General features: G+C 71.3%; 26 protein-coding genes. 17 read left to right on the forward strand and 9 right to left on the reverse strand.

Features of this window, described 5'->3' with window-relative positions:
- The 5 genes from QZ483_RS03775 to QZ483_RS03795 all read left to right on the forward strand — a co-directional run.
- Nucleotides 1-488 (forward strand): TlpA disulfide reductase family protein (locus QZ483_RS03775; RefSeq protein ID WP_297081653.1); only part of this gene is annotated, 488 nt, incomplete at its 5' end.
- Nucleotides 488-1,261, forward strand: coding sequence for a cytochrome c biogenesis CcdA family protein (locus QZ483_RS03780; RefSeq protein WP_297081654.1), 774 nt, complete (start codon nucleotides 488-490; stop codon nucleotides 1,259-1,261). The genes QZ483_RS03775 and QZ483_RS03780, both read left to right, overlap by 1 nt.
- Complete coding sequence (locus tag QZ483_RS03785) at nucleotides 1,261-2,883, forward strand: cytochrome c biogenesis protein ResB (protein ID WP_297081655.1); 1,623 nt, start codon at nucleotides 1,261-1,263, stop codon at nucleotides 2,881-2,883. Before QZ483_RS03780 ends, QZ483_RS03785 begins: the two co-directional genes overlap by 1 nt.
- On the forward strand, nucleotides 2,880-3,830 hold the full coding sequence (gene ccsB / locus QZ483_RS03790; protein WP_297081656.1) for a c-type cytochrome biogenesis protein CcsB: 951 nt from the start codon (nucleotides 2,880-2,882) through the stop codon (nucleotides 3,828-3,830). Before QZ483_RS03785 ends, ccsB begins: the two co-directional genes overlap by 4 nt.
- 19 nt (nucleotides 3,831-3,849) lie before the next feature.
- On the forward strand, nucleotides 3,850-4,971 hold the full coding sequence (locus QZ483_RS03795) for a glycosyltransferase family 4 protein (RefSeq protein WP_297081657.1): 1,122 nt from the start codon (nucleotides 3,850-3,852) through the stop codon (nucleotides 4,969-4,971).
- Nucleotides 4,972-5,157: 186 nt separating this feature from the next.
- Here the strand turns inward: QZ483_RS03795 and QZ483_RS03800 are convergent, their stop codons facing one another.
- The gene (locus tag QZ483_RS03800) at nucleotides 5,158-5,451 is read right to left on the reverse strand and encodes a PLD nuclease N-terminal domain-containing protein (protein WP_297081658.1); all 294 of its coding nucleotides are present in this window, start codon (nucleotides 5,449-5,451) and stop codon (nucleotides 5,158-5,160) included.
- 32 nt (nucleotides 5,452-5,483) lie between these two features.
- Here QZ483_RS03800 and QZ483_RS03805 point away from each other — a divergent pair, with 32 nt between their 5' ends.
- Entirely contained in the window at nucleotides 5,484-5,753 is a 270-nt protein-coding gene (locus tag QZ483_RS03805; protein ID WP_297081659.1) for a DUF4229 domain-containing protein, read from the forward strand.
- Nucleotides 5,754-5,769: 16 nt separating this feature from the next.
- On the opposite strand, the gene QZ483_RS03810 is transcribed toward QZ483_RS03805, so the two are convergent.
- Together QZ483_RS03810 and QZ483_RS03815 are read right to left on the reverse strand one after the other, a co-directional pair.
- Nucleotides 5,770-6,666, reverse strand: a complete 897-nt coding sequence (locus QZ483_RS03810) for a 1,4-dihydroxy-2-naphthoate polyprenyltransferase (protein ID WP_297081660.1) — start codon at nucleotides 6,664-6,666, stop codon at nucleotides 5,770-5,772.
- Nucleotides 6,663-7,691: an AMP-binding enzyme gene (locus QZ483_RS03815; protein ID WP_297081661.1), complete on the reverse strand. Its 1,029-nt coding sequence runs from the start codon at nucleotides 7,689-7,691 to the stop codon at nucleotides 6,663-6,665. Before QZ483_RS03815 ends, QZ483_RS03810 begins: the two co-directional genes overlap by 4 nt.
- Before the next feature lie 34 nt (nucleotides 7,692-7,725).
- On the opposite strand from QZ483_RS03815, the gene QZ483_RS03820 reads away from it, so the two are divergent.
- Entirely contained in the window at nucleotides 7,726-8,817 is a 1,092-nt protein-coding gene (locus QZ483_RS03820) for a DUF3048 domain-containing protein (RefSeq protein ID WP_297081662.1), read from the forward strand.
- 140 nt (nucleotides 8,818-8,957) lie between these two features.
- On the opposite strand, the gene QZ483_RS03825 is transcribed toward QZ483_RS03820, so the two are convergent.
- Nucleotides 8,958-9,890, reverse strand: coding sequence for a 1,4-dihydroxy-2-naphthoyl-CoA synthase (locus tag QZ483_RS03825; protein WP_297081663.1), 933 nt, complete (start codon nucleotides 9,888-9,890; stop codon nucleotides 8,958-8,960).
- A 173-nt stretch (nucleotides 9,891-10,063) separates the two neighbouring features.
- Between QZ483_RS03825 and QZ483_RS03830 the strand changes: the two genes are divergently transcribed.
- Nucleotides 10,064-10,942, forward strand: coding sequence for an o-succinylbenzoate synthase (locus QZ483_RS03830; RefSeq protein WP_297081664.1), 879 nt, complete (start codon nucleotides 10,064-10,066; stop codon nucleotides 10,940-10,942).
- Nucleotides 10,939-12,609, forward strand: a complete 1,671-nt coding sequence (gene menD / locus QZ483_RS03835; protein WP_297081665.1) for a 2-succinyl-5-enolpyruvyl-6-hydroxy-3-cyclohexene-1-carboxylic-acid synthase — start codon at nucleotides 10,939-10,941, stop codon at nucleotides 12,607-12,609. Before QZ483_RS03830 ends, menD begins: the two co-directional genes overlap by 4 nt.
- Before the next feature lie 7 nt (nucleotides 12,610-12,616).
- Here the strand turns inward: menD and QZ483_RS03840 are convergent, their stop codons facing one another.
- The 5 genes from QZ483_RS03840 to QZ483_RS03860 all read right to left on the reverse strand — a co-directional run bounded on the left by QZ483_RS03840 (nucleotide 12,617) and on the right by QZ483_RS03860 (nucleotide 18,387).
- Nucleotides 12,617-13,576, reverse strand: coding sequence for a zinc-binding dehydrogenase (locus QZ483_RS03840; RefSeq protein ID WP_297081666.1), 960 nt, complete (start codon nucleotides 13,574-13,576; stop codon nucleotides 12,617-12,619).
- Between the two features lie 77 nt (nucleotides 13,577-13,653).
- On the reverse strand, nucleotides 13,654-14,310 hold the full coding sequence (locus tag QZ483_RS03845) for a bifunctional 2-polyprenyl-6-hydroxyphenol methylase/3-demethylubiquinol 3-O-methyltransferase UbiG (protein ID WP_297081667.1): 657 nt from the start codon (nucleotides 14,308-14,310) through the stop codon (nucleotides 13,654-13,656).
- A 91-nt stretch (nucleotides 14,311-14,401) separates the two neighbouring features.
- On the reverse strand, nucleotides 14,402-15,667 hold the full coding sequence (locus QZ483_RS03850) for an isochorismate synthase MenF (protein WP_297081668.1): 1,266 nt from the start codon (nucleotides 15,665-15,667) through the stop codon (nucleotides 14,402-14,404).
- Nucleotides 15,668-15,731: 64 nt separating this feature from the next.
- The gene (locus QZ483_RS03855; protein ID WP_297081669.1) at nucleotides 15,732-16,988 is read right to left on the reverse strand and encodes a D-arabinono-1,4-lactone oxidase; all 1,257 of its coding nucleotides are present in this window, start codon (nucleotides 16,986-16,988) and stop codon (nucleotides 15,732-15,734) included.
- Nucleotides 16,989-17,007: 19 nt separating this feature from the next.
- Nucleotides 17,008-18,387, reverse strand: a complete 1,380-nt coding sequence (locus QZ483_RS03860; protein ID WP_297081670.1) for an NAD(P)/FAD-dependent oxidoreductase — start codon at nucleotides 18,385-18,387, stop codon at nucleotides 17,008-17,010.
- 208 nt (nucleotides 18,388-18,595) lie between these two features.
- On the opposite strand from QZ483_RS03860, the gene QZ483_RS03865 reads away from it, so the two are divergent.
- The 8 genes from QZ483_RS03865 to QZ483_RS03900 form a co-directional block, all read left to right on the forward strand.
- The gene (locus QZ483_RS03865) at nucleotides 18,596-19,879 is read left to right on the forward strand and encodes a geranylgeranyl reductase family protein (protein WP_297081671.1); all 1,284 of its coding nucleotides are present in this window, start codon (nucleotides 18,596-18,598) and stop codon (nucleotides 19,877-19,879) included.
- Between the two features lie 49 nt (nucleotides 19,880-19,928).
- Nucleotides 19,929-20,291, forward strand: coding sequence for an NADH-quinone oxidoreductase subunit A (locus tag QZ483_RS03870; protein ID WP_297081672.1), 363 nt, complete (start codon nucleotides 19,929-19,931; stop codon nucleotides 20,289-20,291).
- A gap of 6 nt (nucleotides 20,292-20,297) precedes the next feature.
- Nucleotides 20,298-20,849: an NADH-quinone oxidoreductase subunit B gene (locus QZ483_RS03875; protein ID WP_297081673.1), complete on the forward strand. Its 552-nt coding sequence runs from the start codon at nucleotides 20,298-20,300 to the stop codon at nucleotides 20,847-20,849.
- A gap of 14 nt (nucleotides 20,850-20,863) precedes the next feature.
- Nucleotides 20,864-21,556 (forward strand): NADH-quinone oxidoreductase subunit C, encoded by a 693-nt coding sequence (locus QZ483_RS03880; RefSeq protein ID WP_297081677.1) that lies wholly within the window; start codon nucleotides 20,864-20,866, stop codon nucleotides 21,554-21,556.
- Nucleotides 21,553-22,896: an NADH-quinone oxidoreductase subunit D gene (locus QZ483_RS03885; protein ID WP_297081674.1), complete on the forward strand. Its 1,344-nt coding sequence runs from the start codon at nucleotides 21,553-21,555 to the stop codon at nucleotides 22,894-22,896. Before QZ483_RS03880 ends, QZ483_RS03885 begins: the two co-directional genes overlap by 4 nt.
- Nucleotides 22,893-23,546, forward strand: coding sequence for an NADH-quinone oxidoreductase subunit NuoE (gene nuoE / locus QZ483_RS03890; RefSeq protein WP_367117082.1), 654 nt, complete (start codon nucleotides 22,893-22,895; stop codon nucleotides 23,544-23,546). The genes QZ483_RS03885 and nuoE overlap by 4 nt, the downstream gene beginning before the upstream one ends.
- Nucleotides 23,543-24,868 carry an NADH-quinone oxidoreductase subunit NuoF gene (gene nuoF, locus QZ483_RS03895; protein ID WP_297081675.1) on the forward strand — a complete coding sequence of 442 codons (1,326 nt, stop codon included), beginning with the start codon at nucleotides 23,543-23,545 and terminating at the stop codon, nucleotides 24,866-24,868. Before nuoE ends, nuoF begins: the two co-directional genes overlap by 4 nt.
- A partial coding sequence (locus QZ483_RS03900; RefSeq protein WP_297081676.1) for an NADH-quinone oxidoreductase subunit G occupies nucleotides 24,865-26,418 on the forward strand: 1,554 nt, incomplete at its 3' end. The genes nuoF and QZ483_RS03900, both read left to right, overlap by 4 nt.

Genomic DNA, 26,418 nt, shown 5'->3' on the forward strand with positions numbered 1-26,418 from the left:
GCGCCCCGGGCGACGCCGCCGAGTCGCCCGGCTACGTCTCCGGCGACGGCACCGTCACCGAGTGGGCGGTTCAGGAGCGCGGCGAGCCCGTCGTGCTGTCCGGCACCGATTTCGAGGGTGAGCCCGTCGATGTCGAGGACTTCGAGGGCCAGGTGGTCCTGCTCAACACCTGGTACGCCTCGTGCCCGCCGTGCCGCGCCGAGGCGCCGGACCTGGTGGCCGCGGACGCACGCGACGACGTCCAGGTGATCGGCATCAACAGCAGGGACGATGCGGCCACGGCCCTCGCTTTCGACCGCACCTTCGCGGTGGAGTACCCGAGCATCGACGACGCCGACGGCCAGGCGATCGCCCAGCTCCAGGGCCTGGTCGCCATCAACGCCGTGCCCACGACCCTGGTGCTCGACACCGAGGGCCGCGTTGCCGCCCGCGTGGTGGGCCGCGTCGAGCCGTCGACGCTGGACGCGCTGATCGAGGCGGCCGGCTGATGCCGGGCGCGCTCGCGACCGGCATCGGCTCCGACTTCGCGTCCCAGGTCCTCACCGGATCCCTGGTCGCGGCGATCCCCATCGCCCTGCTCGCCGGCCTCGTGAGCTTCGCGTCTCCGTGCGTGGTGCCGCTTGTGCCCGGCTACCTGGGCTACGTCTCCGGCATGGCGGGGGCCGATGCGGGGGGCAAGGCGTCTCGGCCGCGCCTCGTGCTGGGGGTGCTGCTGTTCATCCTGGGCTTCTCCGCGGTCTTCGTCACCCTGGGCATCGTGGTGAGCGCTGCAGGCGCGCAGTTCCAGGCGCAGCTCGACATCATCACCCGCGTGCTAGGCGTTCTCGTGATCCTGCTGGGCCTGGCCTTCATGGGCGCGATGCCGTTCCTGCAGAACGAGCGGCGGCTGCACGTCAGCCCCAAGGCCGGGCTCGCGGGCGCCCCGCTGCTGGGCATCGCGTTCGGGCTCGGGTGGACCCCGTGCATCGGCCCCACGCTGTCTGCGGTGATCACGCTGGGTCTGAACGAAGGCACGGTGCTCCGCGGATCCATCCTCGCCGTCGCCTACTGCCTGGGGCTGGGCCTGCCGTTCCTCGCCCTCGCGGTGTGGTTCGAGCGCTCGGGAAGGATCCTGGGCTGGCTTCGCCGTCACCGGCGCGGGCTGCAGCTCTTCGGCGGCGCGATGCTCGTGGTGCTGGGCGTCCTGCTCGTCACCGGCATCTGGGCGCAGCTCACCGGAATCCTCCAGGGCTGGATCGACGGCTTCTGGGTGGCGGTGTGATGGCCCGCGTGAAGATCGACAACTACGCGTACCGCGAGGTGCCCCGGCTGGGCTTCGTGGGCTGGCTGCGGTGGATCTGGCGCCAGGTCACGTCGATGCGCGTCGCACTGATCCTGCTGCTCATCCTCGCGCTCGCGGCAATCCCGGGCTCGGTACTGCCCCAATGGCCTCAGGACGCCGCCGCGACCCGCGGCTTCATCGAGGAGAACCCGTTCTGGGGACCGCTCCTGGACCGCCTGGGCTTCCTCGACGTGTTCGGCTCGGCCTGGTTCACAGCGATCTACCTGCTGCTGTTTGCGTCGCTGATCGGGTGCATCGTCCCGCGCATCGGCGTGTACTGGCGCGAGCTGCGCGAGCCCGTCGCCGCGGCGCCCACCCGCCTGGACCGCTACGAGCCGCTGACCTCCGAGGGCGACGGCGACCCGCCAGCCGTCCTCGCATCGGCCCGGCGCTCCCTCGAAGGGGGCGGCCCGCTGCGATGGTTCACCGGCTACCGGGTGCGCGTCGACGAGCGCGACGGTCGCGACGGGTCCGAGCTCGCGCTCAGCGCCCACAAGGGTCACATCCGCGAGCTCGGCAACCTCATCTTCCACGTCTCGCTGGTGGGCATCCTGCTCGCGATGGCGGCGGGCTCGATGCTCACGTACCGCGGTCAGGCGCTCATCGTCGAGGGCGACACGTTCACCAACGCGGTCGTGGCCTACGACAGCTACGAGTCCGGCGCGCTGTTCAGCGAGGATGACCTCGATCCGTGGACGCTGACGCTCGACCGCTTCGACGCGCAGTTCGACCTCACCGGAAACCCCACGTCCTTCACCGCCTTCGCGACGCTGACGGAGCCTGGCCAGGAGCCCCGCGCGGTCGAGGCGGAGGTCAACCGCCCCATCCAGGTGGACGGCGCGAAGATCTACCTGCAGGGCAACGGCTACGCGCCGCGCTTCACCGTCACGGACTCCGCGGGCGAGGTGGCGTTCGAGGGCGCCGTGCCGTTCCTGCCCCAGGACGCCGTCTACACGTCGACGGGTGTCATCAAGGTGCCGGACGTGACGGACGGCGAGCAGCTGGGCTTCTCCGCGACGCTCCTGCCCACCGCGGTCGTGGACGGCGACACCGCGCAGTCGCTCCACCCGGCACCCACCAACCCGGTCATCTACCTGCGCGCGTACACGGGTGACCTGGGCCTGGACGACGGTGTCCCGCAGAACGTCTACGAGCTCGACGAGTCGCAGCTCAGCCCCGTGCGCGGCGACGACGGCGAGCCGCTGATCGTCGCGATGGAGCTGGGCGAGACCATCGAGCTGCCCGACGGCCTGGGAACCGTAACGTGGGAGGAGCTGCCCCGCTTCGCGGCCTTCGACCTGCGCCGCGACCCCACGCTGCCCTGGCTGCTGGCCTCGGCCATCAGCGCGCTCGTGGGTCTGTCGATGAGCCTGTTCGCGTCGCGCCGGCGCATCTGGCTGGTCGCGCCCGTGGGTCCTCACGCGGGCCGGAAGACTACAGTGGTGACCGCGGCCGCCTGGGCCCCCGCGCACGACGCGGGCGTGCGCGACGACCTCGAGCGCGTGCTCCAGCAGGCGACGGGCCGGCTCGCGGAGGACCCGACCACCCCGGAGGAACCATGAACGCCCAGCAGCTGAGCTGGCTCGCGCTGTGGGGCGCCACGGCGCTGTACGCGATCGCGATGGTCGCCAGTTCGGTGCACGTCGCCCGGGTGGCCGATGCGAAGGTCGCCGCCCGCACCAAGGCGACGGCCGCCGTGGGGGCGGCAGGCACGGCGGGTCACGCACGTGCGGACGGCGAGACCGCATCGGCCCTCCCCACGCGCTCGAAGGCGGCGGGCATCGCCCGCTCGACCACTCTCGTGGGCGTCATCCTCAACTTCGTGGGCGTGGTCGCGCGCGGCGTCGAGGCCGGTCACGCGCCGTGGTCGACCATGTACGAGTACACGATCACCGGCACCTTCGTGGCGGTCGCCGTGTTCCTCATCGTGCAGAGCCGCCGCGACGTGTCGTACCTGGCCCCCGGCGTGACGGGCTTCGCGACCATCGCCCTGGGCATCGCGATGACGGTGCTGTACGAGGCGTCCACTGGTCTCCAGCCCGCGCTGCAGAGCTTCTGGCTCGTGATCCACGTGTCGATCGCAATCATCGCTACCGGCGTGTTCATCGTGGGGGCCGTCGCCACCGTGCTGCAGCTGATGCGCGACTACCGCGAGGGCGGCACGGCCTGGCTGCAGCGCTTCCGGTGGCTCGAGGCGACGCCCTCGCCGGCCAGGCTCGAGGCGCTCGCGTTCCGCCTCCACGCCGTGGGCTTCGTGCTGTGGACCTTCACCGTGATGGCGGGCGCCGTGTGGGCTGAGCACGCCTGGGGCCGCTACTGGGGCTGGGACCCCAAGGAGGTGTGGTCCTTCGTCATCTGGGTGATCTACGCGGCGTACCTGCACGCCCGCACCACGCAGGGCTGGGCGGGGCGGCGCAGCGCGGTGCTCGCGCTGGTGGGCTTCGTGGCGCTGATCCTCAACTTCACGGTGGTCAACATCGTGTTCCAGGGCCTGCACAGCTACGCGTGACGCGCCTCGGTTTCGACGCATGAAGATCGCGATGGTGCTGGACGATTCGATCGATCGTCCGGACGGGGTTCAGCAGTACGTCCTGACGCTGGGGGCCTTCCTCGAGCGCGCCGGACACGAGGTGCACTACGTGTGCTCGGACGCGTCGCGCGAGGACGTCACCGTGCACTCGCTCGCGCGCAACGTGGGCGTGACGTTCAACGGCAATGGGCTGCGCATCCCGCTGCCGACGTCGCGCGCCGTCTTGCGGGACTTCCTCGAGCGCGAGCGCTACGACGTCATCCACGTGCAGATTCCGCACTCGCCGCTGTTCGCGTCGCGCGTGGTGGACGAGGCGCGGCGGGTCCAGGCGCGGACGGTGCGCATCGTGGGGACGTTCCACATCCTGCCCGATGGGGTCGTGAGTGAGTACGGCACGCGGCTGCTGGGGCGTTGGCAGCAGCGCAACCTCCGCCGCTTCGATGCCTTCTGCGCGGTCTCCGCCCCCGCCGCGGAGTTTGCGGCGCGGGCCTTCGGGATCGCCGCTCGGGTGATCCCGTGTTCGATCGACACCTCCGTCTTCGCCGATGCGCGGGTCGAACCGCTCACGGATGGTCGGCTCCGCGTCGCCTTCCTGGGGCGCCTGGTCGAGCGCAAAGGCGTGCTCGAGCTCATCGATGCTCTCGCGGCGCTGCCGGGTGACGTGCGGGATCGGCTCGACGTGCGCATCGGCGGCAAGGGGCCGCTGCTCGACGATGCCCAGGCGGCCGTCGCGGCGCGCGCACTCACCGACGTGGTGACCTTCGACGGCTTCGTGGCAGAGGAGGACAAGCCGGGCTTCTACGCGGCTGCGGACGTCGCAGTCTTTCCCGCCACGGGAGGCGAGAGCTTCGGCATCGTGCTGATCGAGGCCATGGCCTCAGGCGCCGGGGTGGTGCTGGGCGGGGCGAATCCCGGGTACCTGTCCGTGCTGGGCGACCGGCCCGAGGTGAGCGTGGAGCCGGCGGACACGACCGCCTTCGCGGCGGCGCTCGAGCGGCTCATCCGGGACGAGTCGCTGCGCGCTGACCTCCACGCCGAGCAGGCCGAGCGCGTGCAGCAGTTCGACGTCGCCGTGGTGGGCGAGCAGATCCTGGAGCTCTACGCACCGTCCGCTCCCTGACCACCTCATGAGCGAGGTGGATCCTTTTCGCTCACCTACGCGCTTAGACAAGCGAAATGGATCCATTTAGCTCACCTAACCGCTTAGACGAGCGATTCGGGCCCACTTCGCTCACCTAACCGCTTAGACGAGCGATTCGGGCCCACTTCGCTCGGAAGCGTGGGGGCCGCAGAGGCGCAGCGCGGATCAGCCCTCGTCGCTCTTGCGGCGGCGCTTCGCCTGGTCGCGCAGCCACGCCAGGTACTCGGGGTCGTCGTCGGGCGCGCGCGGTCCAGACGGCCGCTGCCGTCCGTCGTCCTCGCCGCGGGTGAACTTGAAGTACAGCCACACGCCGGCCCCGATGAACGGGAAGAAGATGATGATCAGCACCCACGCCCAGCGGGGCAGGCCGTAGGGCTCGGGCTCGGGCCGCTGGACGGCGTCCGCGATGCAGTACACGGACAGCGCGACGTAGAGGATGACCGGGAGGAGCCTGAGCATGGCCACACTCTAACGCCGCGTACCCTTGTCCTATGAAGGTCATCGCCTACTGGGCCGCGCGCACCGCGATCTTCCTCGCGGTCGTCGCCGTGCTGTGGCTCGTGGGCTGGTTCGACATCATCGCCGTGATCGCGGCCGTCGTGCTCGCGTGGCTGATCTCGTACCTGGCACTGCCCGGCATGCGGCGTGCCGCGCAGGAGCAGATGGCCGGCGTGATCGACCGCTCCCAGCGCTCGATCCGCGAGGCTGACGCCGAGGAGGACCAGGAGATCGGCGCCGACGCGGACGACGCCCGCGCCTGACGCGCCCCCGCCAGGCCTAGATCCAGATCCCGAGGGCCAGCAGTAGCCCGTACAACAGTCCCACGGACGAGAGCCCGGCGAACACCGTCTTGAGCGTGGCCGGAGGCGCCCCGGCCTTCTCCTGCATCGCGCCGTCCACGCGAACAGCGATGGCGAAGTACAGGCTCGGCAGCGCGACCACGCAGGCCATGAGCGCCCACGGGTGGGCGAAGGACACGATGATCGCGCACAGCACCGGAAGCATCACCACTGCCGCGAAGAGCTGCCGCACTCGATGGGAGCCCAGCTTCACCGCGAGCGTGAGCTTGCCGGACGCGGTGTCCGTGTCCAGGTCGCGGATGTTGTTGACCATGAGCATCGCTACCGCGTACAGGCCCACGCCGGCAGACGCGAACGCCGACCACCACGTGATCTCGCCAGCCTGGACGTACATGGTCCCGAGCGTGGCGACCGGCCCGAAGAACACGAAGACGCTGACCTCGCCCCATCCCGCGTAGCCGTACGGGCGCGACGAACCGGTGTAGGTCCACGCCGCCGCGATCGCCAGCGCACCTACCGCGAGCAGCCAGTACGCGCCCACCATGACCACGAGGAACAGCCCCGCGAACGCGCCCACGATGAAGCTGACGACCGCCGCGCCCCTGACCGCGGACGGCGTTGCCTTGCCGGTGGCGACCAAACGGTCAGGGCCGATGCGGTCCACGTCCGTCCCGCGCACGCCGTCCGAGTAGTCGTTCGCGTAGTTCGAGGCGATCTGTAGCGACAGCGCGACCACGAGCGCGAGGAGCGCGGCATCGACCGCGAACATTCCCAGGGCCGCCGCGCTCGCGGAGCCTACGGCGACCGGCGTGATGGAGGTCCACAGCGTGCGCGGGCGGGCGCCGGCGATCCAGTCGGACGCGGACGTGGTCATGGGGCCTCCTCGGCGGCGCGCGCGGCGATCGCGCGTGCGGCACTGCGATCGATCTTGCCAGCCGGAGTGCGGGGGATGGCATCCACCGCGAGGACGATGCGCGGGCGGGCGTGCCTCGGCAGGTCCAGCCCCAAACGCAGCACCTCGGTCTCGAGCACGGTGCCCGAAGCCGGCGCGACGAGCGCGACGACCGCCTCGCCCCACTCGGCGTGGGGCACCCCCACGGCCACCGCATCGGCGACCCCGGGGTGCGCGAGCAGCGCGCGCTCGACGGTCGCGGGGTGCACGTTCGCGCCGCCCGAGATGATGACGTCGTCGACACGGCCGTGCACCGTCAGGCGCGTGCCGTCCCAGGCCCCCAGGTCCGAGGTTGTGAACCAGCGCGTGCCGCCGATCTCGGTGAACGAGGGGTCGGAGCCGTCCGCGTAGCCCTCGGCAAGCATCGGTCCGGCGAGACTGATGCGGCCATCCGCGCCCACGGCCACGTCGACCCCGGCGAGCGGCATCCCGTCGTACACGCAGCCGCCGCAGGTCTCGGTCATGCCGTAGGTCTCGACGGCGTTGGCGGGCAGCGTGGCGCCCGGCGGCGCGCCTCCCACCAGCACGGCGTCGAATGTCGCCAGCGCATCCGCGCCCGCGGGGTCCCCCACGAGGCGCCTGACCTGGGTGGGCACTAGCGAGACGTAGCGGCGTCCCTGCGGCATGCGGGTGACAGCCGCCGCGAACGCCTGCGGCGTGAACGATCCGCGCGCCATGCGTGTGAGAATCCCCTCACCCGCCCGCGCCCGGGCAGCGACCATGGCTCCCGCGATCCGGTCCTCGGGAAGAGCGAGCAGCCAGTTGCCGGGCCCTCCCAGGCGCTCGAGCGCGGCTCGTGCGCCAGCTGCCACCGCATCGGCCCTGATCAGGACGTCACGCGGCTCTCCCGTGGAGCCGGACGTCGCCGCGATGATCCCCTCGATGGTGCCGTCGACGGCTGCCGCCGCCGCATCGGCCCCTCCGTCGACGAGCCGCGCGTAGGTCATGGATCCAGCGTAGAGCCCGCCTAGAATGTCCGACATGAGACTTCAGCGCCTCACGACCGCCTCAGCTCTCGCCGTGACCGCGGCACTCGTCCTCGCCGCCTGCGGCTCCTCGCCCGAGGTGGACTCGGGGCCTGCCACCACCGCCACGCCGAGTGCCAGCGCCGCGGAGCGCTCCGCCGCTCCGGCCGCGCCAGACGACCCGGTGCCCGACACCGTCTGGCCGCTCACCGGCGTCGACGCGGAGGGCGCCGATCAGGACGCCCTCGACCGTCCGGCGCTCTCGATCAAGATCGAGAACTCGGCGGACGCACGCCCGCAGTCAAACCTGCAGTACGCGGACATCGTGTTCGAGGAGCAGGTCGAGTACGGCATCTCGCGGCTGGTGGCGATCTACCACTCGGACACCCCGGAGACCGTGGGCCCCATTCGCTCGATGCGCCCGATGGACAAGAACATCATGGGCTCGATGGAGGGTCCGCTGATCTTCTCCGGCGCGCAGCGCGGCTTCATCAACGACGCCGCCAGGTCCGGCCAGCAGCTCATCGCGCAGGACACGGGCGGCTACGGGTTCTTCCGCGTCTCCACTAAGCCGGCGCCCCACAACCTCCACGGCACGCTCGAGGACTTCTTCTCACAGACCGACGCGTCCGCGCCGCCTCAGCAGTTCACCTACGCGTACCCGTCCGAGGACTCGAACGTGGTCGCCGAGGGCACCACCGCCACGTCGATCGACATCAACGCGTCGCCGCGCATGCAGCCGTCGTGGGAGTGGGACTCCTCCGCGGGCGCGTGGATGCGCTCCGAGGGCGGCTCGGCGCACGTCACTGCGGACGGCACTCAGCTCTCGGCCCAGAACGTCGTCGTGCTGTGGGTGGACGTGCGGTCGAACAGCTCGGGCGGCGGCTCGTCGGTCCCCGAGACGATCGTGGTGACCGACTCCGGCACCGGCTACGTGGCCGCGGGTGACTCGTACATCCCGATCACGTGGTCCAAGGCGGGCCAGTTCGATCCCTACGTCCTCGAGACCGAGGGCGGCGAGACCGTCGAGCTGATCCCCGGCCAGACCTGGGTGGAGCTGATCCCGCAGTCCGGCGGAGCAGGCAAGGGCACGGTCACGATCTCCTAGCGCCGTCGCCGAGAGCCGGACAGGGCTCTTGGACGTCGGAGAGCGGTCGGTGAGTGCCGGATGCGGAGCGCCCGGGAGGTGCTCGCCGCTGTCCGGCAGTCACCGACCACTATCGCGCGTGCGCGCCCGCTGTCCGGCGCTCAGAACGCGTACGGGAACCGCGTCCAGTCCGGATCCCGGCGCTCGAGGAACGCGTCGCGCCCCTCCTGAGCCTCGTCGGTCATGTACGCCATGCGCGTCGCCTCGCCGGCGAACACCTGCTGACCGGCCAGGCCGTCGTCCGCGAGGTTGAACGCGAACTTGAGCATGCGGATCGCCTGCGGCGACTTCGACGCCACCAGCTTCGCGTACTCGAGCGCCGTGGGCTCGAGCTCCTGGTGCGGCACCGCCTCGTTCACGGCGCCCCACCGCACGGCGTCCTCCGCCGAGTACTCGCGGGCCAGGAAGAAGATCTCCCGTGCGCGCTTGTCGCCCACCTGCCGCGCCAGCAGCGAGGAGCCGTAGCCGGCGTCGAAGGACCCCACGTTCGCATCGGTCTGCTTGAAGCGCGCGTGCTCGCGGCTCGCGATCGACAGGTCCGCGACCACGTGCAGGCTGTGCCCGCCGCCGGCCGCCCAGCCGTTGACCGCCGCGATGGTCACCTTGGGCATGGTGCGCATGAGGCGCTGCACCTCGAGGATGTGCAGTCTGCCGCCGTGCGCCGGCGCATCGGCCGCCGAGCCCTCGTACAGGTACCCGTCCTTGCCGCGGATGCGCTGGTCGCCGCCCGAGCAGAACGCCCACACGCCATCCTTGTCCGCGGGCCCGTTGCCGGTGAGGATGACCGCGGCGACGTCCGCGGTCTGCCGCGCGTGGTCGAGAGCGCGGTACAGCTCGTCGACGGACTGGGGTCGGAACGCGTTGCGCACCTCCGGCCGGTTGAAGCCGATGCGCACCGCCGGCAGGTCCCTCTCCCCATCCCCCGTGCGGTCCACCCAGCGGTGGTAGGTGATGTCGCCGTCGGCGAAGCCGTCGATGGCTCGCCACTTGGTGACGTCGAACGTGTCGGAGACCTGGACTGGGGTGTCGCTCATGCCGTCAGCGTAGTCGCGCACTCGTCTTCCCTCTCTCCCGCGAAATGGATCCCTTGCGCTCGTCTAGTGGCTTGGAGCAGCGAGATGGATCCCTTTCGCGGGGAGTGGGCGGGGAGGGGAGGAGGGCCGATGCGCGGGCGGCGGGGGGTCCCGGCGCGGCCTAGGCTGTGGCTATGGAGTTCCGGCCCTTCACCGTCGAGCTCCGCACCCGTTTCCGGGGGCTGACGAGCCGCAGCGGCGTGCTCGTCACGGACGGCCGCGGGCACTGGGGCGAGTACAGCCCCTTCGCCGACTACGACGCCGAACGCGCGACCCGCTGGTGGCGCGCCGCGATGGAGGCGGCGCGCGGCGAGTGGCCGGATCCGCTGCGCGACAGCGTGGCCGTCAACAGCATCGTCCCGCAGGTCGCGCCTGAGGAGGCCCGCGACTACGCGACCGCCAACGGAGCCCGCACCGCCAAGGTCAAGGTCGCCGGCGGCGACACCCTCGCGCAGGACGCTGCCCGCGTCGAGGCGGTCGCCGATGCGCTGGGTCCCGGCGGCGCGATCCGCATCGACGTCAACGGCGGCTGGGACGTGGACGAGGCGGTGCGCGCGATCCGCGAGCTGGATGCCGCCGCTCGCGCCGGCGGCCTCGACGGGCTCGAGTACGTCGAGCAGCCGTGCGCGAGCGTCGACGAGCTCGCTGACCTGAGAAGCCGCATCGCCACCCGCATCGCCGCGGACGAGGCCGTCCGGATCCCCGGAACGCCGGACGCCGTGCTTGCGGCAGAGGCGGCGGACGTCATCATCCTCAAGGCTCAGCCCCTGGGCGGCGTGCGTCGCAGCCTCGAGATCGCCGAGCAGGTGCACCCGCTCCCGGTCGTGGTCGCGAGCGCGATGGAGTCATCGGTGGGCCTTGCGGCCGGCGTCGCGCTCGCGTGCGCGCTGCCCGACGAGCCGCTCGCCTGCGGACTCGGCACCGGGGCGCTGCTGGCGACCGATACGGTCCGTGAGACGCTGCTGCCGAGCGACGGCCGCATCGGCCTGCCCACTCTGGAGGTGACCGCATGAGCGCCCACCCCTCCGGCGCGTTCGCGCGGGAGCTGGTCTCCTCGCTCGCCGCGCTGGGCGTCGAGGACTTCGTGCTGTGCCCCGGTTCGCGTTCCGGCCCCCTGGCGCACGCCCTCGCGGATGCCGGCGGCGACAGCCCGCCGCTGGGCCCCCCGCGTGTCAACCTCCACGTCCGCATCGACGAGCGCTCGGCGGCCTTCCTCGCGCTCGGCCTCGCGCGCGGCCGGGCCGCGAGCGGGCCGCCGCGTCCCGTCGCGGTCATCACGACGTCTGGCACGGCCGTGGGCAACCTGTTGCCCGCCGTCATGGAGGCCCATCACGCGGGCGTGCCGCTGCTGCTCATCACCGCAGACCGCCCCGGTGAGCTGCGGGGGGTGGGCGCCAACCAGACCACGGATCAGGTCGAGATCTTCGGCACCTTCACGCGCTGGAGCGCCGATGCTGCGGCGCCCGTGGAGTCCGACGAGCCCGGGCACGCGGCGAAGCTCGCGCACCGCGCGTGCGCGATCGCGCTGGGCGACCCTGCGCGCGATGACATGACGGGCACGCCCGGCCCGGTGCACCTGAACCTCGAGTTCCGCGAGCCGCTGGGTGCCGATGGCGGCGTGTGGTCGGAGCCGCCGCAGGTGGACGCCACACCGTCGTACGGCACCCGCGTAGTCACCTCGGCGGACGCACCCGCCCCGCTGCCCGAGGTCGAGCGCGGCGTCGTCATCGCGGGCGACGGCGCGGGCGAGGTCGCGCGTGAGGTCGCCGAGGCACACGGCTGGCCGCTGCTCGCCGAGCCCACGTCGGGCGCCCGGCAGGGCCCGGCAGCGATCGGTCCGTACCTCGACCTGCTGGCCACGGACACCGGCCGTGACCTCGTGGAGCAGGTGCACCAGGTGGTCGTGATCGGCCGGCCCACGCTGTCGCGGCACATCCAGGAGCTCATCGCCCGGACGCCCGCGCTGCTCGTGGCCGGGCACGGCGCTCGGTGGCGCGAGGTCCCCCGGCACGCGGACCGCGTCATGAGGACGGTGCCGCAGTCGTGGCTGACGCGCTCGGACGGGCAGCTCGACCTGTGGGATTCCGTGTGGCTGGGGCGCTGGCGCCACGCGGCCGCCGCGGTCGAGGACACCGCGCGGCCCTGGGGGCGGCGCGCGGTGGCCGCGAGCTTCCTGGCGTCGCTCGCGCCCGGGGACGTCGCGCTGCTGGGATCCTCGGGTCCCATCCGCGCGGTCGACCGCGTCGCTCCGGTGTGGGAGCCCGGCGAGGCGCCGGTGCTGCTCGCGAACCGCGGCCTCGCCGGCATCGACGGCACGGTGTCCACGGCGGTGGGGCTGGCGCTCGCGCTCGGGCGGCCCACGTACGCACTCATGGGTGACGTGACGTTCCTGCACGACGTCGGGGGGCTGCTGATCGGGCCCCGCGAGACGCGGCCCCGGCTGCGCATCGTCGTGGTCAACGACGGCGGCGGCACCATCTTCTCCGGACTCGAGCATGCCCAGGCGCCCGCCACGAACGTCGAGCGCGTCTTCACCACGCCGCACGGCGCTGACCTGTGGTCGCTGTGCTCGGGCTACGGGGTGCCGCACACCGCCGTCCGCAGCGCCGATGCGCTGGCCAAGGCGCTCGCGGAGGCGCCACAGAGCTTCGAGGTGGTCGAGGCGCGGCTGCGCGCCTGACGCCTGCTCAGACGGCGAGGACGACCTTGCGCTGGCCCGGCTTCGGGTGCATCGCCGTGAGGAACGCGTCCTCGACGCTCTCCATGGGGAACTCGTGCGTGATCATGCGTGCGGGGAACCACGGGTGCTCGATCAGCCAGTCCTGAGCGAGCTCGAGCATGGCGCGGTGCTCGCGCGTGACGCCCGTGACGAGGGTGCCGTTGCGCCGGAAGAAGGCCCGCATCGGCAGCGAGTACCAGTCGTCGTCCGGGACGCCGAATGTCACGACGGTGCCGCCAGTGGCGACCGCGTTCATGGCGTCCGCGACCGTGGAGGTCTGGTGCCCCACCATCTCGATGACGATGTCGGGCCGGTCCTCTTCGGCGATGTCCGCAGCCCAGGTGCGCGAGTTGGCGCGCACGAGCGTGTCGAACGGCAGTCCCTCGGCGTCGGCGCGCCGGTCCAGCGGGTCGACGCCGGTGATCCGGCCCGCCCCACGGTCCCTCGCCAGCACGGACGTCATCAGCCCGAAGGGGCCCACGCCGACGATGCCCACCGAGCGCCCGTCGAGCGGCCCCAGCCGCTCGAAGACCGTCATGAGGCATGCGACCGACTGCGCCACCGTCACGTGCGCATCGGAGCCCGCCATCCGCACCCGGGCCACCTGGTCGCCCGCGGTGACGAACACACCGCGCAGGGCGTCCCAGCCGGACGCCCACCCGACCACCCGGTCGCCCGGCACGAAGTCCTCGTGCGCGGAGGTGACGACCTCGCCCACGACTTCGTGCATCGGCCGTCCCGGCTGCCCGGCGCCGCCGGCGGGCACCATCGCGCCGCGCGCGAACGGCAGGTCGGAGCCGCACACCGCTCCCGCGGTGAGCCGCACGACGATCTCTCCCGGCGCGGCCGTGGCCGGAGGCTCCTCGGCGACGCGCTCGAACGAGAACGGCGCGGTGACGCGATAGGCCCAGCTGGTGTCGACGCTCATGCGGCGGACGCTAGCAACTCCTCGGAGCGCCTACCCGGGACCGAAGGCCGTGGCCACGCGGGCGCGCCGGGCGCCACTCACCCGTGCCGACGCGCGGCCAGCACCGAGTCCCGCCACAGCCGCTCATGGCCGTCGGCCGTGCGTGTGGTGCGCTCGCGAACGGTCGCGGACACCTCCCATGCGGTGCGATCGAGAGCGTCGGCGACCGCGGCGGCGTCGAATGCCGCGTCCCTGAGCTGCGGGTGCTCGGCGGCGTGAGGGTCCGTGGGGTGGTGGCCGATCACGAGCAGCATGCCGCCGGGAGCCACCGCCGGGGCCAGGGTCTCGACCAGCCAGCGCCCGCCCCTCTCCGGGTGGGTGTACAGCGACGTCACCAGATTCCACGGTCCCGCGGTCGCGATCAGTGGCTCGAGCGGCTCGTCCGTGAAGGTGATGTGGTGCGCGACCGCCGCCTCCTCCGCCCGGATGCGTGCGCGCTCGAGGGCCGTCGGCGACAGATCCACGGCCGTGACCAGCCATCCCTGCCCGGCGAGCCAGACCGCATCGGCCCCCTCGCCGCAGCCCACCTCGAGCGCCGTGCCGGGCTCCGAGAGATGCTCGACCTCGTCCACGAGCGGCTGATTCGGCTGGCCGCTCCACACGGCCGGGCGCGACTGGTAGCGCTCCTCCCACGCCGCGCGACTGAAGTCGCCCGTGGGCTCGTCAGTGTGGTGATGGGTGTGCGTCTCGGTCATGGTGCGCCTCCCCGGGGACGTGACGCCAGCGCCAATGCCTGCACTTCCTACTGTGCCAGCATCGGGGACGTTTGGGGAGGGGTGCGTGGCGTCAGTCGGTCGCGGTGAGGGCCCGCCGCATGGGCTCGAGCTTGGCCTCCGACTCGGCCCACTCGGCGTCCGGCTCGGACGCCGCGACGATGCCGCAGCCGGCGAACAGGCGCAGCCGGCGCGGGTCCTCCTGCGAGATCTCGGCCGAGCGCAGCCCGATGCACCACTCGCCGTCGCCGGCCGCATTGATCCACCCGACCGGGCCCGCGTAGCGCGCCCGATCCAGGCCCTCGAGCTCGTCGATCACCCGTGCGGCGGTCAGCGTGGGCGTGCCGCACACCGCGGCGGACGGGTGCAGCTCGCGGATCAGCTCGAGCGCGCTCGCATTGTGACTGAGCACGCCGGTGACGTCGGTCGCGAGGTGCATGACGTTGGGCAGGTGGAGCACCGAGGGCTCCTCCGGCACGTTCACCGAGCCGCAGTGGGTCTCGAGCACCTGGGTCACCGACTGCACCGCGTACTCGTGCTCCTCGCGGTCCTTCGACGACCGTGCGAGCGCGGCGGCGTGTGCGAGATCCGCGACCTCGTCGCCCGTGGGACGGATGGTGCCGGCCAGCACGCGCGACGTCACGAGTCCGTGGTCGATGCGCGCGAGCAGCTCCGGCGTCGCGCCCATCAGTCCGTCAACGTGGAACGTCCAGCAGGTCGGGTACGCCTCCGCGAGGTGCGACAGCACCGGGCGCACGTCGAGCGGGGACTGCGCGGTGGCCTCGACGGCCCGCGCGAGCACGACCTTCTCGAGCTCTCCGGCGCCGATGCGCTCGACCGCCGCGGAGACGGCGGCCGCCCAGGCCTCGCGGTCACCGTCGGCGATGGCGACGGCGGGAATGGTGGTGGGAGCGGGCTCGCGCGGTGCGATGTCGTCGAAGGTCGGCATCTCGGTGCGACCGTCATCGGAGATCACGGTGAGCCACGCGTCGTCCCCCCGGACTCCGACCACGTACCGCGGCACCACCAAGGCGCCGCCCGCGCCGGAGCCGTCCGCGAACGAGAAGCTCCCGAACGCGATCAGGCCGGTCCCCGGGCAGTGGACGTCGTCGCGGATCACGGCGTGGCGGGTGACGCGACGCCACCAGGCGTCGGCCTGGTCGATGCGTCCCGCGCCCGCGACGTCGAAGCGGGCGACCTCGCCCCACGCAACCATGCCCTCGCCGCGCCGCACCCAGGACATCCCCTGGTCCGGCAGCGTCGCCAGAAGGTCGTCCGGGGGATCGATCGCGATGGTCCGGACCGTTAATGGCCCAGGTGTCGGTGCTTGCACGCTCACCTGGCAAGCCTACGTCCGGCGCAGCGGTGCTCTGGACTCGGGGCCATCGTTCGGCTGTCGCTGCTCAGGAGCGCAGGTCCAGGCGGCGCAGGTGGTCGTTCGCGAAGCGGCCGGCGGGGTCGAGCGAGTCGAAGAGCTCTCGCGCGTCGCCCACGCGGGGATGCGCCCCCGCCACCGCCTCCGTAGTCATCGTGTGCACCTTGCCCCAGTGCGGGCGCGGCGCGAACGGAGCGAGGGCCGCCTCGATGCGGGGGGTCAGCGCCGCGACGGCGTCGGGCTCGTTGCGCCACGTGAAGTGGATCGCGAGGGCGTCGCGCTCATAGGCCCCGGACAGCCAGAGGTCGTCGGCCGCGACGGTGCGCAGCTCGGTTATCAGGAGGTGCGGCGCGATGTCCTCGCCGAGCGCCCGGACCGCGCGCAGCGCCTCGGGACCGTCGGACGTGGCCACGAAGTACTCGGTCTGGATCTCGTCGCCATTGGACGGCGTGGAGTCCAGCCGGAAGTGCGGCAGCCGATCGAGCCACGGGCCCTCGACGCCGCCCTTGACCGTGAGGTTCGACGGGTCGACGTCGACCAGCCCCGCCTCCTCGGCGCTCTCGAGTCGGGCGCCTCGCCAAGCCGCGGCCAGCTCCTCGCCCACCCCGATGCGCGTCTTGCGCCACACCTGTTGCACCGTGTCCTCCGCCCACATCGTGAACGCGCTCACGGAGTAGCCGGCGCCCATGATCCCGGGGAGATCCTCGAGGAGGGTGCTCCAGGGCAGGTCGCGGTACACGTCCTGGCGCACCAGGTATGAGGGCTGCAGGTCGAGCGTGATCCGCACGACGATCCCGTACGCACCCAGGCCCACGACAAGACCGTCGAAGCCGGGATCGCCGCGCCGCACGGTCACCAGGTCGCCTGCGGCGTCGACGTACTCGAGCCCTGCCACCGCGGTCGAGAGGCATCCGTTCGCGACCCCCGATCCGTGCGTCCCGGTGGCGACCGCGCCCGCGACCGAGATGTGCGGCAGCGAACCCATGTTGTGCAGCGCCCATCCGCGCTCCTCGAGCCACCCCGCGAGCACGCCGTAGCGGACGCCGCCTCCCACGGTGACGGTGCGCGCGTCGGCGTCCAGGACGGCGTCGGCGGCGATCCCCGTGACCGTCACGAGAGTCCCCGACGTGTCCGCGAGGTCGTTGAAGCTGTGCCGTGTGCCGAGCGCCCGCACCGGTCCATCGGTGCCGGCGACCGCGGCCTGCACCTCCGCGATGCTCGTCGCCTCGACGAGCCGCGCGGCTCCGAACGTGTGGGTGCCTGCCCAGGTGGCGCCAATGCTCATGGCGCCAGCCTACGGGCCGCTAGTGGCGCATCGGTTCGTGCGAGTGCTCCGCCTCCCGAGTCGAGGCCTCGGCACGACGAGCCCGCCCCGCAGGCGACCGCGGCGCCGCCCGCAGCACCCGCGCCATTGTCCGCAGAGCCATCAGCGACTGGGGCGGTGCGAGCAGGTTCTGCACCGCGAAAAACTGCAGGGCGACCTGGGGCGAGGTGTGGCATGCACGCACGACGAGCGTTAGGTACCTGTTGAAAACGTCGGTGCCTCGCGGCTTGTCGCCTGCGGCCCGGGGATCCGCGAAGTCCGCGGTCACGGCCATCGCCCACGGCGCATCCAGAACGGCGGATGCCCGCGTGTAGACCTCATGCGGCAGACCCGGCGCGGCGACACCGTGCGCGTCGATGGCCTCTCCCAGAGCGACCGCCTGCAGCGCCGCGGACGACATGCCCTGTCCGTAGAGCGGGTTGAAGCTGCAGATGGCGTCGCCGAGGGCGACGAAGCCCGCGGGCACCGAGGCGAGGCGCTCGACGTGGCGTCGCCGGCCGGTGGGCAGCCGGTACGAGTGCACGGGACCGAGCGGCTCGCTGCGATCGAGCACCTGAGCGATGACGGGCGATGGCAGGGCGTGCGCGAAGTCGAGGAACTCCTGGGCGTCCGTGGGCGCCGGGTCGCCGTGCTGGGCGCTCAGCGTGACGATCCACCTGTCGGGCGCGATGGCCAGGAGGGCGCCCGCGCGATGCGATCCTGCGGGGTCGTCGAGCACGACCGCCGTGGTGGTGTCCATGTCCGCGGAATCGCGCCGGAACTCCTGGGTCGCGTACGCGACGTCGATGCGCACGGTGGACTCCTCCGCAGTGGGGAAGCCGTGCTCGCGCAGGGAGTCGAGCAGGCGCGTCCCGCGCCCGGTGCAGGCGACCACCAGGTCCGCGCGGTGCTGCGCGTCGCGCGTCCGGACGCCCGTGACGCGGCCGTCCTCAAGCGTCAGGGCCGTGGCCGCCGTGCGGTCGAGGAGGGTCACGTTCGGGTGATCTGCGAGCAGCCGGCGGCGCAGCGTGCTCTCGAGCAGGGGGCGGCTCGCGGCGACACCGGGTACGGCCTCGTCGGGGATCGTGAAGGGAGCGCCGTCCTGGAACCAGAAGGTGCGGCTCGCGCGCGAGCCCATGGCGCCCTGCGCCTCAAGCTCGGCGGTCAGGCCCGGGAACGCGGCCTCCAAGGCGCGGTGGCCCGCGGCGAGCAGGACGTGCGTGTGGTGGGCCTGGGGGACGTTGGGGCGCACGATCTCGTCGTCCGCGAGGGCGTCGCGCTCGAGGACGGTGACGCGGTCCACCCGGTCCGCGAGAGCCCTCGCGGCAGCGAGTCCGGCGATGCTCGCACCGATGACGATCGCGTGTGTCTTCTCAGCCATGGTTCCTCCCGGTTCCGGCGTGGTGCGCGGGTCGCCTTCAGCGTCACAGGAAGGGACGGCCGATGCTTGGGCCGGGACTGAGGATGAGCGAGGGAGCGTCTGAGGGTCGCCGAGGGCCATTTTGGCAACGCAATCCTTGCGTTTTCTGTGCGTGGGCGGGGCATTTAGGCATTCGTGACCACGCCCTCACAACCCGTAGGCTAGGGGCGTGAAAAACACGGCCGACGTCATCATCGTCGGCGCCGGACCGGGCGGCGCCGCAGCGGCGCGCTATCTCGCAACCGAGGGTTTCGACGTGATCGCCCTCGAAAAGTCGCGTTTTCCGCGCGAGAAGGTGTGCGGCGACGGCCTCACGCCGCGCGCGGTCCGCGAGCTGCAGCTGATCGGTCTGCCCACCCCGCGCGAGGACGGCTGGATCCCCAACTGGGGCCTGCGGATGGTCGGCGGCGGACACCGGCTCGAGTTCCCGTGGCACGAGCTGGACTCCTTCCCCGACTACGGACTGTCTCTGACGCGCGCGAGCTTTGACCACAAGCTCGCCGAGCATGCGCGTGCCGGAGGCGCGGACGTCCGCGAGGGCTGGTTCGTCACCGGGGCCGTGCGCGACGAGCGCACGGGCCGCGTCACCGGCGTGACCGCCCGCGAGACGGACGATGCGGGGCGCAAGGTGGGCGACGAGGTCACCTACTCGGCTCCACTCGTGATCGCCGCCGATGGTGTGAGCGCCCGTATCGCGCTGGGGCTGGGGATCGAGAAGATGGACGACCGCCCCATGGGGGTCGCTGTCCGCACCTACTACGAGACGCCCCGCCACGACGAGGAGTGGATGGAGGGCCACCTCACGATCTGGAGCGGCGAGCCCGGCAGGTCCGACCTCCTGCCCGGCTACGGCTGGATCTTCCCGCTGGGCGACGGCACCGCCAACGTGGGCCTGGGGACCTTGAGCCCCAAGGGCGCGCCGTCGGGGCTCGATCACCGAGCGTTGTTCAAGAACTGGGTGGAGCACGGCACCGAGGGCTGGGAGTTCGACGCCGATGCGCCGGTCGCCAAGGTGCAGGGCGCGGCCATCCCGATGGCCTTCAACCGCCAGCCGCACTATGTGCCGGGCATGATGCTGATCGGCGACTCGGGCGGTATGGTCAACCCCTTCAACGGCGAGGGCATCGCGTATGCGATGCAGGCCGCGCGGCGCGCGGCCGAGCAGGCGGTCGCGTGGCGCGAGGCCCGCGACGACGTCGCCAAGGAGGCTGCGCTCGCGGCCTACGCGACCCGCATGAAGGAGGACCTGGGCGGCTACTACAGCCTGGGCAGGGTCTTCGCTCAGCTGATCGCGCGACCCGAAGTCATGCGCGCATGCACGCGGTATGGCCTTCCGAGTCAGACGATCATGCAGTTCACGCATAAACTCTTGGCAGACGTCTACGAGCCGCGCGGCGGCGACTGGGCAGACAGGCTGATGACGGCCCTGACCAGAATCGCGCCGGCAGCATGAGGCGCGGACGGAAACCAGCAATCGACCGGAACGACCGAGGAGCGAACGAGTGAATCCGTACGTGCCCATCGTGGTGATGGTGGCCATCGCCGCGCTGATGGCGGTGGCCGGGCTCGTGGTGAGTTCGATGCTGGGCGGGCCCAAGCGCTACAACTCCGCCAAGGTCGACAAGTACGAGTCGGGACTGCAGCCGACCCCGGGCGCCGTGGGCGGCGGCCGCATCCCCATCAAGTACTACCTCGTGGCGATGACCTTCATCGTCTTCGACATCGAGGTCGTGTTCCTCTACCCGTGGGCCATCGCGCACGATGCTCTCGGGTGGTTCGGGCTCATCGCGACCATGACATTCCTCGCCCTCATCACGATCCCGTTCGTGTACGAGTGGCGCCGCGGCGGATTCGAGTGGGACTGATCTGACATGGGTATCGAAGAGAGCGCACCTCCGTTCATGCTCGGCACTGTCGAGACGTTCGTCGGGACCATGCGAGCCGGCTCGCTGTGGCCCGCGACGTTCGGCCTCGCGTGCTGCGCGATCGAGATGATGGCGACGGGCACCCCGCGCTTCGACATCTCGCGCCTGGGCTCCGAGGTCTTCCGCGGATCCCCGCGCCAGGCCGACATGATGATCGTCGCCGGCCGCGTGTCCAACAAGATGGCGCCCATCGTGCGCCAGGTGTACGACCAGATGGCCGAGCCCAAGTGGGTGCTGTCCATGGGCGTGTGCGCCTCCTCCGGCGGCATGTTCAACAACTACGCGATCGTCCAGGGCGTGGACCACATCGTCCCCGTGGACATCTACCTGCCGGGCTGCCCGCCGCGCCCCGAGATGCTGCTGCACGCGCTACTCGAGCTCCAGGAGCAGGTGAAGACCCGGCCCATGGGTGCGAACCGCCGCGAGATGGCCGCCGCAGCCGAGCAGGCCGCGCTCGAGGCCACGCCCACGTCCGACATGAAGGGGCTGCTGCGTTGAGCGACGGAACCGACATGCAGACTCCCAGCCCGGAGACGCCGTCCCCGCAGGGCCGCGAGCCGCTCACGCTCATCAACGTGCGCGAGGGGCTGTTCGGCGCCAAGGGCGACACCTCGGGATACGGCGGTCTGGTGGACCGCGTGCAGATGCCCGGCGCGAGCGAGCGCCCGTACGGCGAGTGGTTCGACGGAGTCGTGGACATCCTCACGGAGCTGCTGGGCGATGACGCGGACGAGGCCATCGAGTACGTCGTGGTGGACCGCGGCGAGCTCACGCTCTACGTCGCGCGCGAGCACCTGCTCGTCGTCGCGCAGCACCTGCGCGACGACCAGGATCTGCGCTTCGAGATGTGCCTGGGCGTGTCCGGCGTGCACTACCCGGCGGACACCGGACGCGAGCTGCACGCCGTGTACCCGATGCAGTCGGTCACCCACAACCGCCGCCTGCGCGTCGAGGTCGCCGTGAGCGACGGCGACCCGCACATCCCGTCTCTGGTCTCGGTCTACCCGATGAACAACTGGCACGAGCGGGAGACCTGGGACTTCTTCGGCATCGTCTTCGACGGTCACCCGTCGCTCGCCCGCATCGAGATGCCGGACGACTGGGTGGGTCACCCGCAGCGCAAGGACTATCCGCTCGGCGGCATCCCCGTCGAGTACAAGGGCGCCGAGATCCCGTCGCCCGACGAGCGGAGGCAGTACCGATGAGCACGCAGACCGCGCAGGCGACCGGCGCGTTCGTGGAGGACCCGGACACGCCCGAGTACACCGTCTACGGTGCCGACTGGACCGAGGTGGTCGACGAGGCCAAGCGTCTGGGCCAGCAGCGCATCGTCGTCAACATGGGACCCCAGCACCCGTCCACTCACGGCGTGCTGCGCGTGATGCTCGAGATCGAGGGCGAGTACATCACCGAGGCCCGCGCCGGCATCGGCTACCTCCACACGGGCATCGAGAAGAACATGGAGTTCCGCACCTGGACCCAGGGCGTGACGTTCTGCACCCGCATGGACTACGTCGCGTCCATGAGCCAGGAGCTCGTGTACTGCCTGGGCATCGAGAAGCTGCTGGGCATCACCGACGACATTCCCGAGCGCGCGTCGATCCTCCGCGTCCTCATGGCGGAACTGACGCGCATCGGCTCTCACCTCGTGGCCGTCGGCACCGGCGGCAACGAGCTGGGCGCCACGACCATCATGACGACGGCCTTCGTGGCGCGCGAGGAGACCTTCCGCGTCATCGAGGCGATCACGGGCCTGCGCACCAACAACGCGTACATCCGCCCCGGCGGCGTCTCCCAGGGCCTGCCGGAGGACGGCGTCGCGCAGATCCGCGCGATGATCCCCAAGGTCAAGGCCAAGCTCGACGAGCTCATGGCGCTGCAGGGCAAGAACCCGATCCTCCAGCTGCGCCTCAAGGACGTCGCGGAGCTCAACCTCTCCGCGTGCATGGCGCTGGGCATCACCGGCCCCATTCTGCGCGCGACCGGCCTGCCCTACGACCTGCGCAAGTCGGACCCGTACTGCGGCTACGAGACCTACGACTTCCAGGTGCCCACCAGCACCGAGCAGGACGCGTGGGCTCGCGTGATGCTGCGCATGGAGGAGTGCTACGAGTCGCTCAAGATCGTGGAGCAGTGCGCGGACCGCCTCGAGCAGCTCGGCGATGGCCCGGTCATGGTCGCGGACAAGAAGATCGCGTGGCCCGCTCAGCTCGCGCTGGGTCCCGACGGCCAGGGCAACTCGCTCGACCACATCCGCCACATCATGGGCGAGTCCATGGAGGCCCTGATCCACCACTTCAAGCTGGTGACCGAGGGCTTCGAGGTGCCGGCCGGCCAGGTGTATCAGGCGATCGAGGGCCCCAAGGGCCTGCTGGGCGTCCACCTGGTCTCCGACGGCGGCACCAAGCCGTGGCGCGCGCACTTCCGCGACCCCGGCTTCAACAATCTGCAGGCGCTCGGGATCATGTGCGAGGGCGGCCAGATGGCCGACGTCGTGGTCGCGATCGCGTCGATCGACATGGTGCTGGGGGGCGTGGACCGATGACCTACACAGCCGAGACTCTGAGCGGCCTCGAGCGCGACGCCGCCGAGATCCTGGGGCGCTACCCCGTCAAGCGCTCGGCGCTGCTGCCGCTGCTGCACCTGGTGCAGTCCGTGGACGGCTACGTGAGCCCCGACGGCATCGCGTTCTGCGCTCGTCAGGTCGAGCTCACGAGCGCCGAGGTCAGCGCGGTCGCCACGTTCTACACCCAGTACAAGCGTCGCCCCAACGGCGAGTACCAGGTGGGCGTGTGCACCAACACCCTGTGCGCGATCATGGGCGGCGACGAGATCTGGCGCCAGGTGTCCGAGCGCTGCGGCGTGGGCCACGACGAGACCACTGCCGACGGCAAGGTCACCCTCGAGCGCCTCGAGTGCAACGCGGCCTGCGACTACGCGCCCGTGATGATGGTGAACTGGGAGTTCTTCGACAACATGACGCCCGATCGCGCGCTGCGCGTGGTCGATGACATCCTCGAGGGCCGCGACGTGAAGCCCACCCGCGGCCCCAGCACCGTCGCCTCCTTCAAGGAGGTGTCGCGCGTGCTCGCGGGCTTCGAGGACGGCCGGGCCGACGAGGACCAGGGCGTCGGTGATCCAAGCCTCGCGGGCCTCAAGGTCGCGCGCGAGCAGGGATGGGAGGACTCGAAGTGACTGACCTGACTCCCGTCCTCACCGCCACCTGGGACGCTCCCGAGTCGTGGAAGCTCGGCACGTACGAAAACCACGGCGGCTACGACGCCCTCAAGAAGGCGCTCGGCATGGAGTCCGCGGACCTGGTCCAGGCCGTCAAGGACTCCGGGCTGCGGGGCCGTGGCGGCGCCGGCTTCCCCACGGGCATGAAGTGGGGCTTCCTGCCGCCCGACGACGGCAAGCCTCGCTACCTCGTCGTAAACGCCGACGAGTCCGAGCCCGGAACGTGCAAGGACATCCCGACCATGATGTCCGCACCCCACATCCTCGTCGAGGGCGTGGCCATCACGTCGTTCGCGATCGGCTGCAACCACGCCTTCATCTACCTGCGCGGCGAGGTGGTCCACGTGTACCGCCGGCTGCTGCAGGCCGTGCGGGAGGCCTACGCGGCCGGTCACCTGGGGAAGAACATCCACGGCAGCGGGTATGACCTGGACGTCACCGTCCACGCCGGCGCCGGCGCGTACATCTGCGGCGAGGAGACCGCGCTGCTCCACTCCCTCGAGGGACGTCGCGGCCAGCCGCGCCTCAAGCCCCCGTTCCCCGCGGTCGAGGGTCTCTACGCCCGTCCCACGGTGGTCAACAACGTCGAGTCCATCGCCTCCGTGCCGTCGATCGTGAACAACGGCGTCGACTGGTTCACCGGCATGGGCACCGAGCGCTCGAAGGGCATGGGCATCTTCTCGCTGTCCGGTCACGTCAACCGTCCCGGCCAGTACGAGGCCCCGCTGGGCATCACGCTGCGCGAGCTGATCGACATGGCCGGCGGGATGAGGAACGGCAATCGCCTCAAGTTCTGGACGCCGGGCGGGTCGAGCACGCCGCTGTTCACCGACGAGCACCTCGACACCCCGCTCGACTACGAGTCGGTGGGCGCCGCGGGCTCGATGCTGGGCACTCGCGCGCTGCAGATCTTCGATGAGACCACCTGCGTGGTGCGCGCCGTGGCCCGCTGGACCGAGTTCTACAAGCACGAGTCGTGCGGCAAGTGCACGCCGTGCCGCGAGGGCACGTTCTGGCTCACGCAGATCCTGGAGCGCCTCGAGGACGGCCACGGCACGGACGCCGACATCCAGCAGCTGCTCGACACCTGCGACTCGATCCTGGGCCGGTCCTTCTGCGCGCTGGGCGACGGCGCGACCAGCTCGATCTCGAGCTCGGTGAAGCTGTTCCGCGACGAGTACGAGCAGCACGTCACCGACGGCCGCTGCCCGTTCGACCACGCCGCATCGGCGCTGTTCGACTACGAGACTTCCCCGACCGCCGAGGAGGCGCACGCATGACCTCGACAGCGGACAAGGCCACGACCGCAGCCGTCGAGACCGTCACGCTCACCATCGACGGCACGGAGGTGACGGTCCCCAAGGGCACGCTCATCATCCGCGCCGCGGAGCAGGTGGGCATCGACATTCCGCGCTTCTGCGACCACCCGCTGCTCGAGCCGGCCGGCGCCTGCCGCCAGTGCCTCGTGGATGTCGCCGCGCCGGACCGCGAGGGCAACGTGCGGCCGTTCCCCAAGCCGCAGGCCTCGTGCACCATGACCGCGATGAACGGCATGATCGTCAACACCCAGAACACCTCCGAGGACGCCAAGCGCGCCCAGGAGGGCGTGATGGAGCTGCTGCTGATCAACCACCCGCTCGACTGCCCGGTGTGCGACAAGGGCGGCGAGTGCCCGCTGCAGAACCAGGCGCTCAGCCACGGCCGTCCCGAGTCGCGCTTCATCGACGTCAAGCGCGTGTTCGAGAAGCCGCTCGCGCTCAGCTCCGAGATCCTGCTGGACCGCGAGCGCTGCGTGCTGTGTCAGCGCTGCACGCGCTTCTCGAAGGAGATCGCCGGCGACGCGTTCATCGACCTGCAGAACCGCGGCGCGATGCAGCAGATCGGCACCTTCAACGAGGAGGTGCTGAACTTCGACGGCTACGAGCCCATCGGCGTCGCGGCCGAGGACGAGTCCGGCAAGGCCTTCTCGTCCTACTACTCCGGCAACACCGTCCAGATCTGCCCGGTGGGCGCGCTCACCAGTGCTGCGTACCGCTTCCGCTCGCGCCCCTTCGACCTGGTCTCCAGCCCCGGCATCTCCGAGCACGACAGCTCGGGTGCCGCGATCCGCACGGACCACCGCCGCGGCACCATCCTGCGCCGCCTCGCGGACAACGACCCGGTCGTGAACGAGGAGTGGATCACTGACAAGGACCGCTTCGCGTTTGCGTGGCAGAACCTGTCCGACCGCCTCGAGCGCCCGCTCGTGCGCGGCGAGGACGGCGAGTTGCACGAGGCCTCGTGGCCGGATGCGATCGCACGGGCCGCGGCGGGGCTGAGGGCCGCCGCGGGCCTCACCGGCACACCGGCCGACAAGAAGGCCAAGGGCGTCGGGGTCCTCCCCGGCGGCCGTGTCACGCTCGAGGACGCGTACGCGTACCAGAAGTTCGCTCGCGTGGCGCTCGGCACCAATGACGTCGATGTCCGCACCCGGGCAGCGTCCGACGAGGAGCAGGCCTTCCTGGGCTCGACCGTCGCCGGCACCGGCATGGGTGTGACGTTCGCCGATCTCGAGAAGGCCCCGACGGTCCTGCTCGCCGGCTTCGAGCCCGAGGACGAGGGCGGCATCGTCTTCCTGCGCCTGCGCAAGTCGCTCGGGAAGCAGCGCGTCTTGACCGTCGCGCCGTACCTGTCCCGCGGCGCAGAGAAGCTCGACGCGACGCTGATCGAGACGGTTCCCGGCGGCGAGGGCACGGCCCTCGCTGCGATCAAGAGCGGCACGGACACGGCCGATGCGCTCGCTGAGGAGGGCGCCATCGTCCTCCTGGGCGAGCGGCTCGCGTCGAGCCCC

The organism is uncultured Demequina sp., from assembly GCF_913055775.1.
Taxonomy (GTDB): Bacteria; Actinomycetota; Actinomycetes; order Actinomycetales; family Demequinaceae; genus Demequina.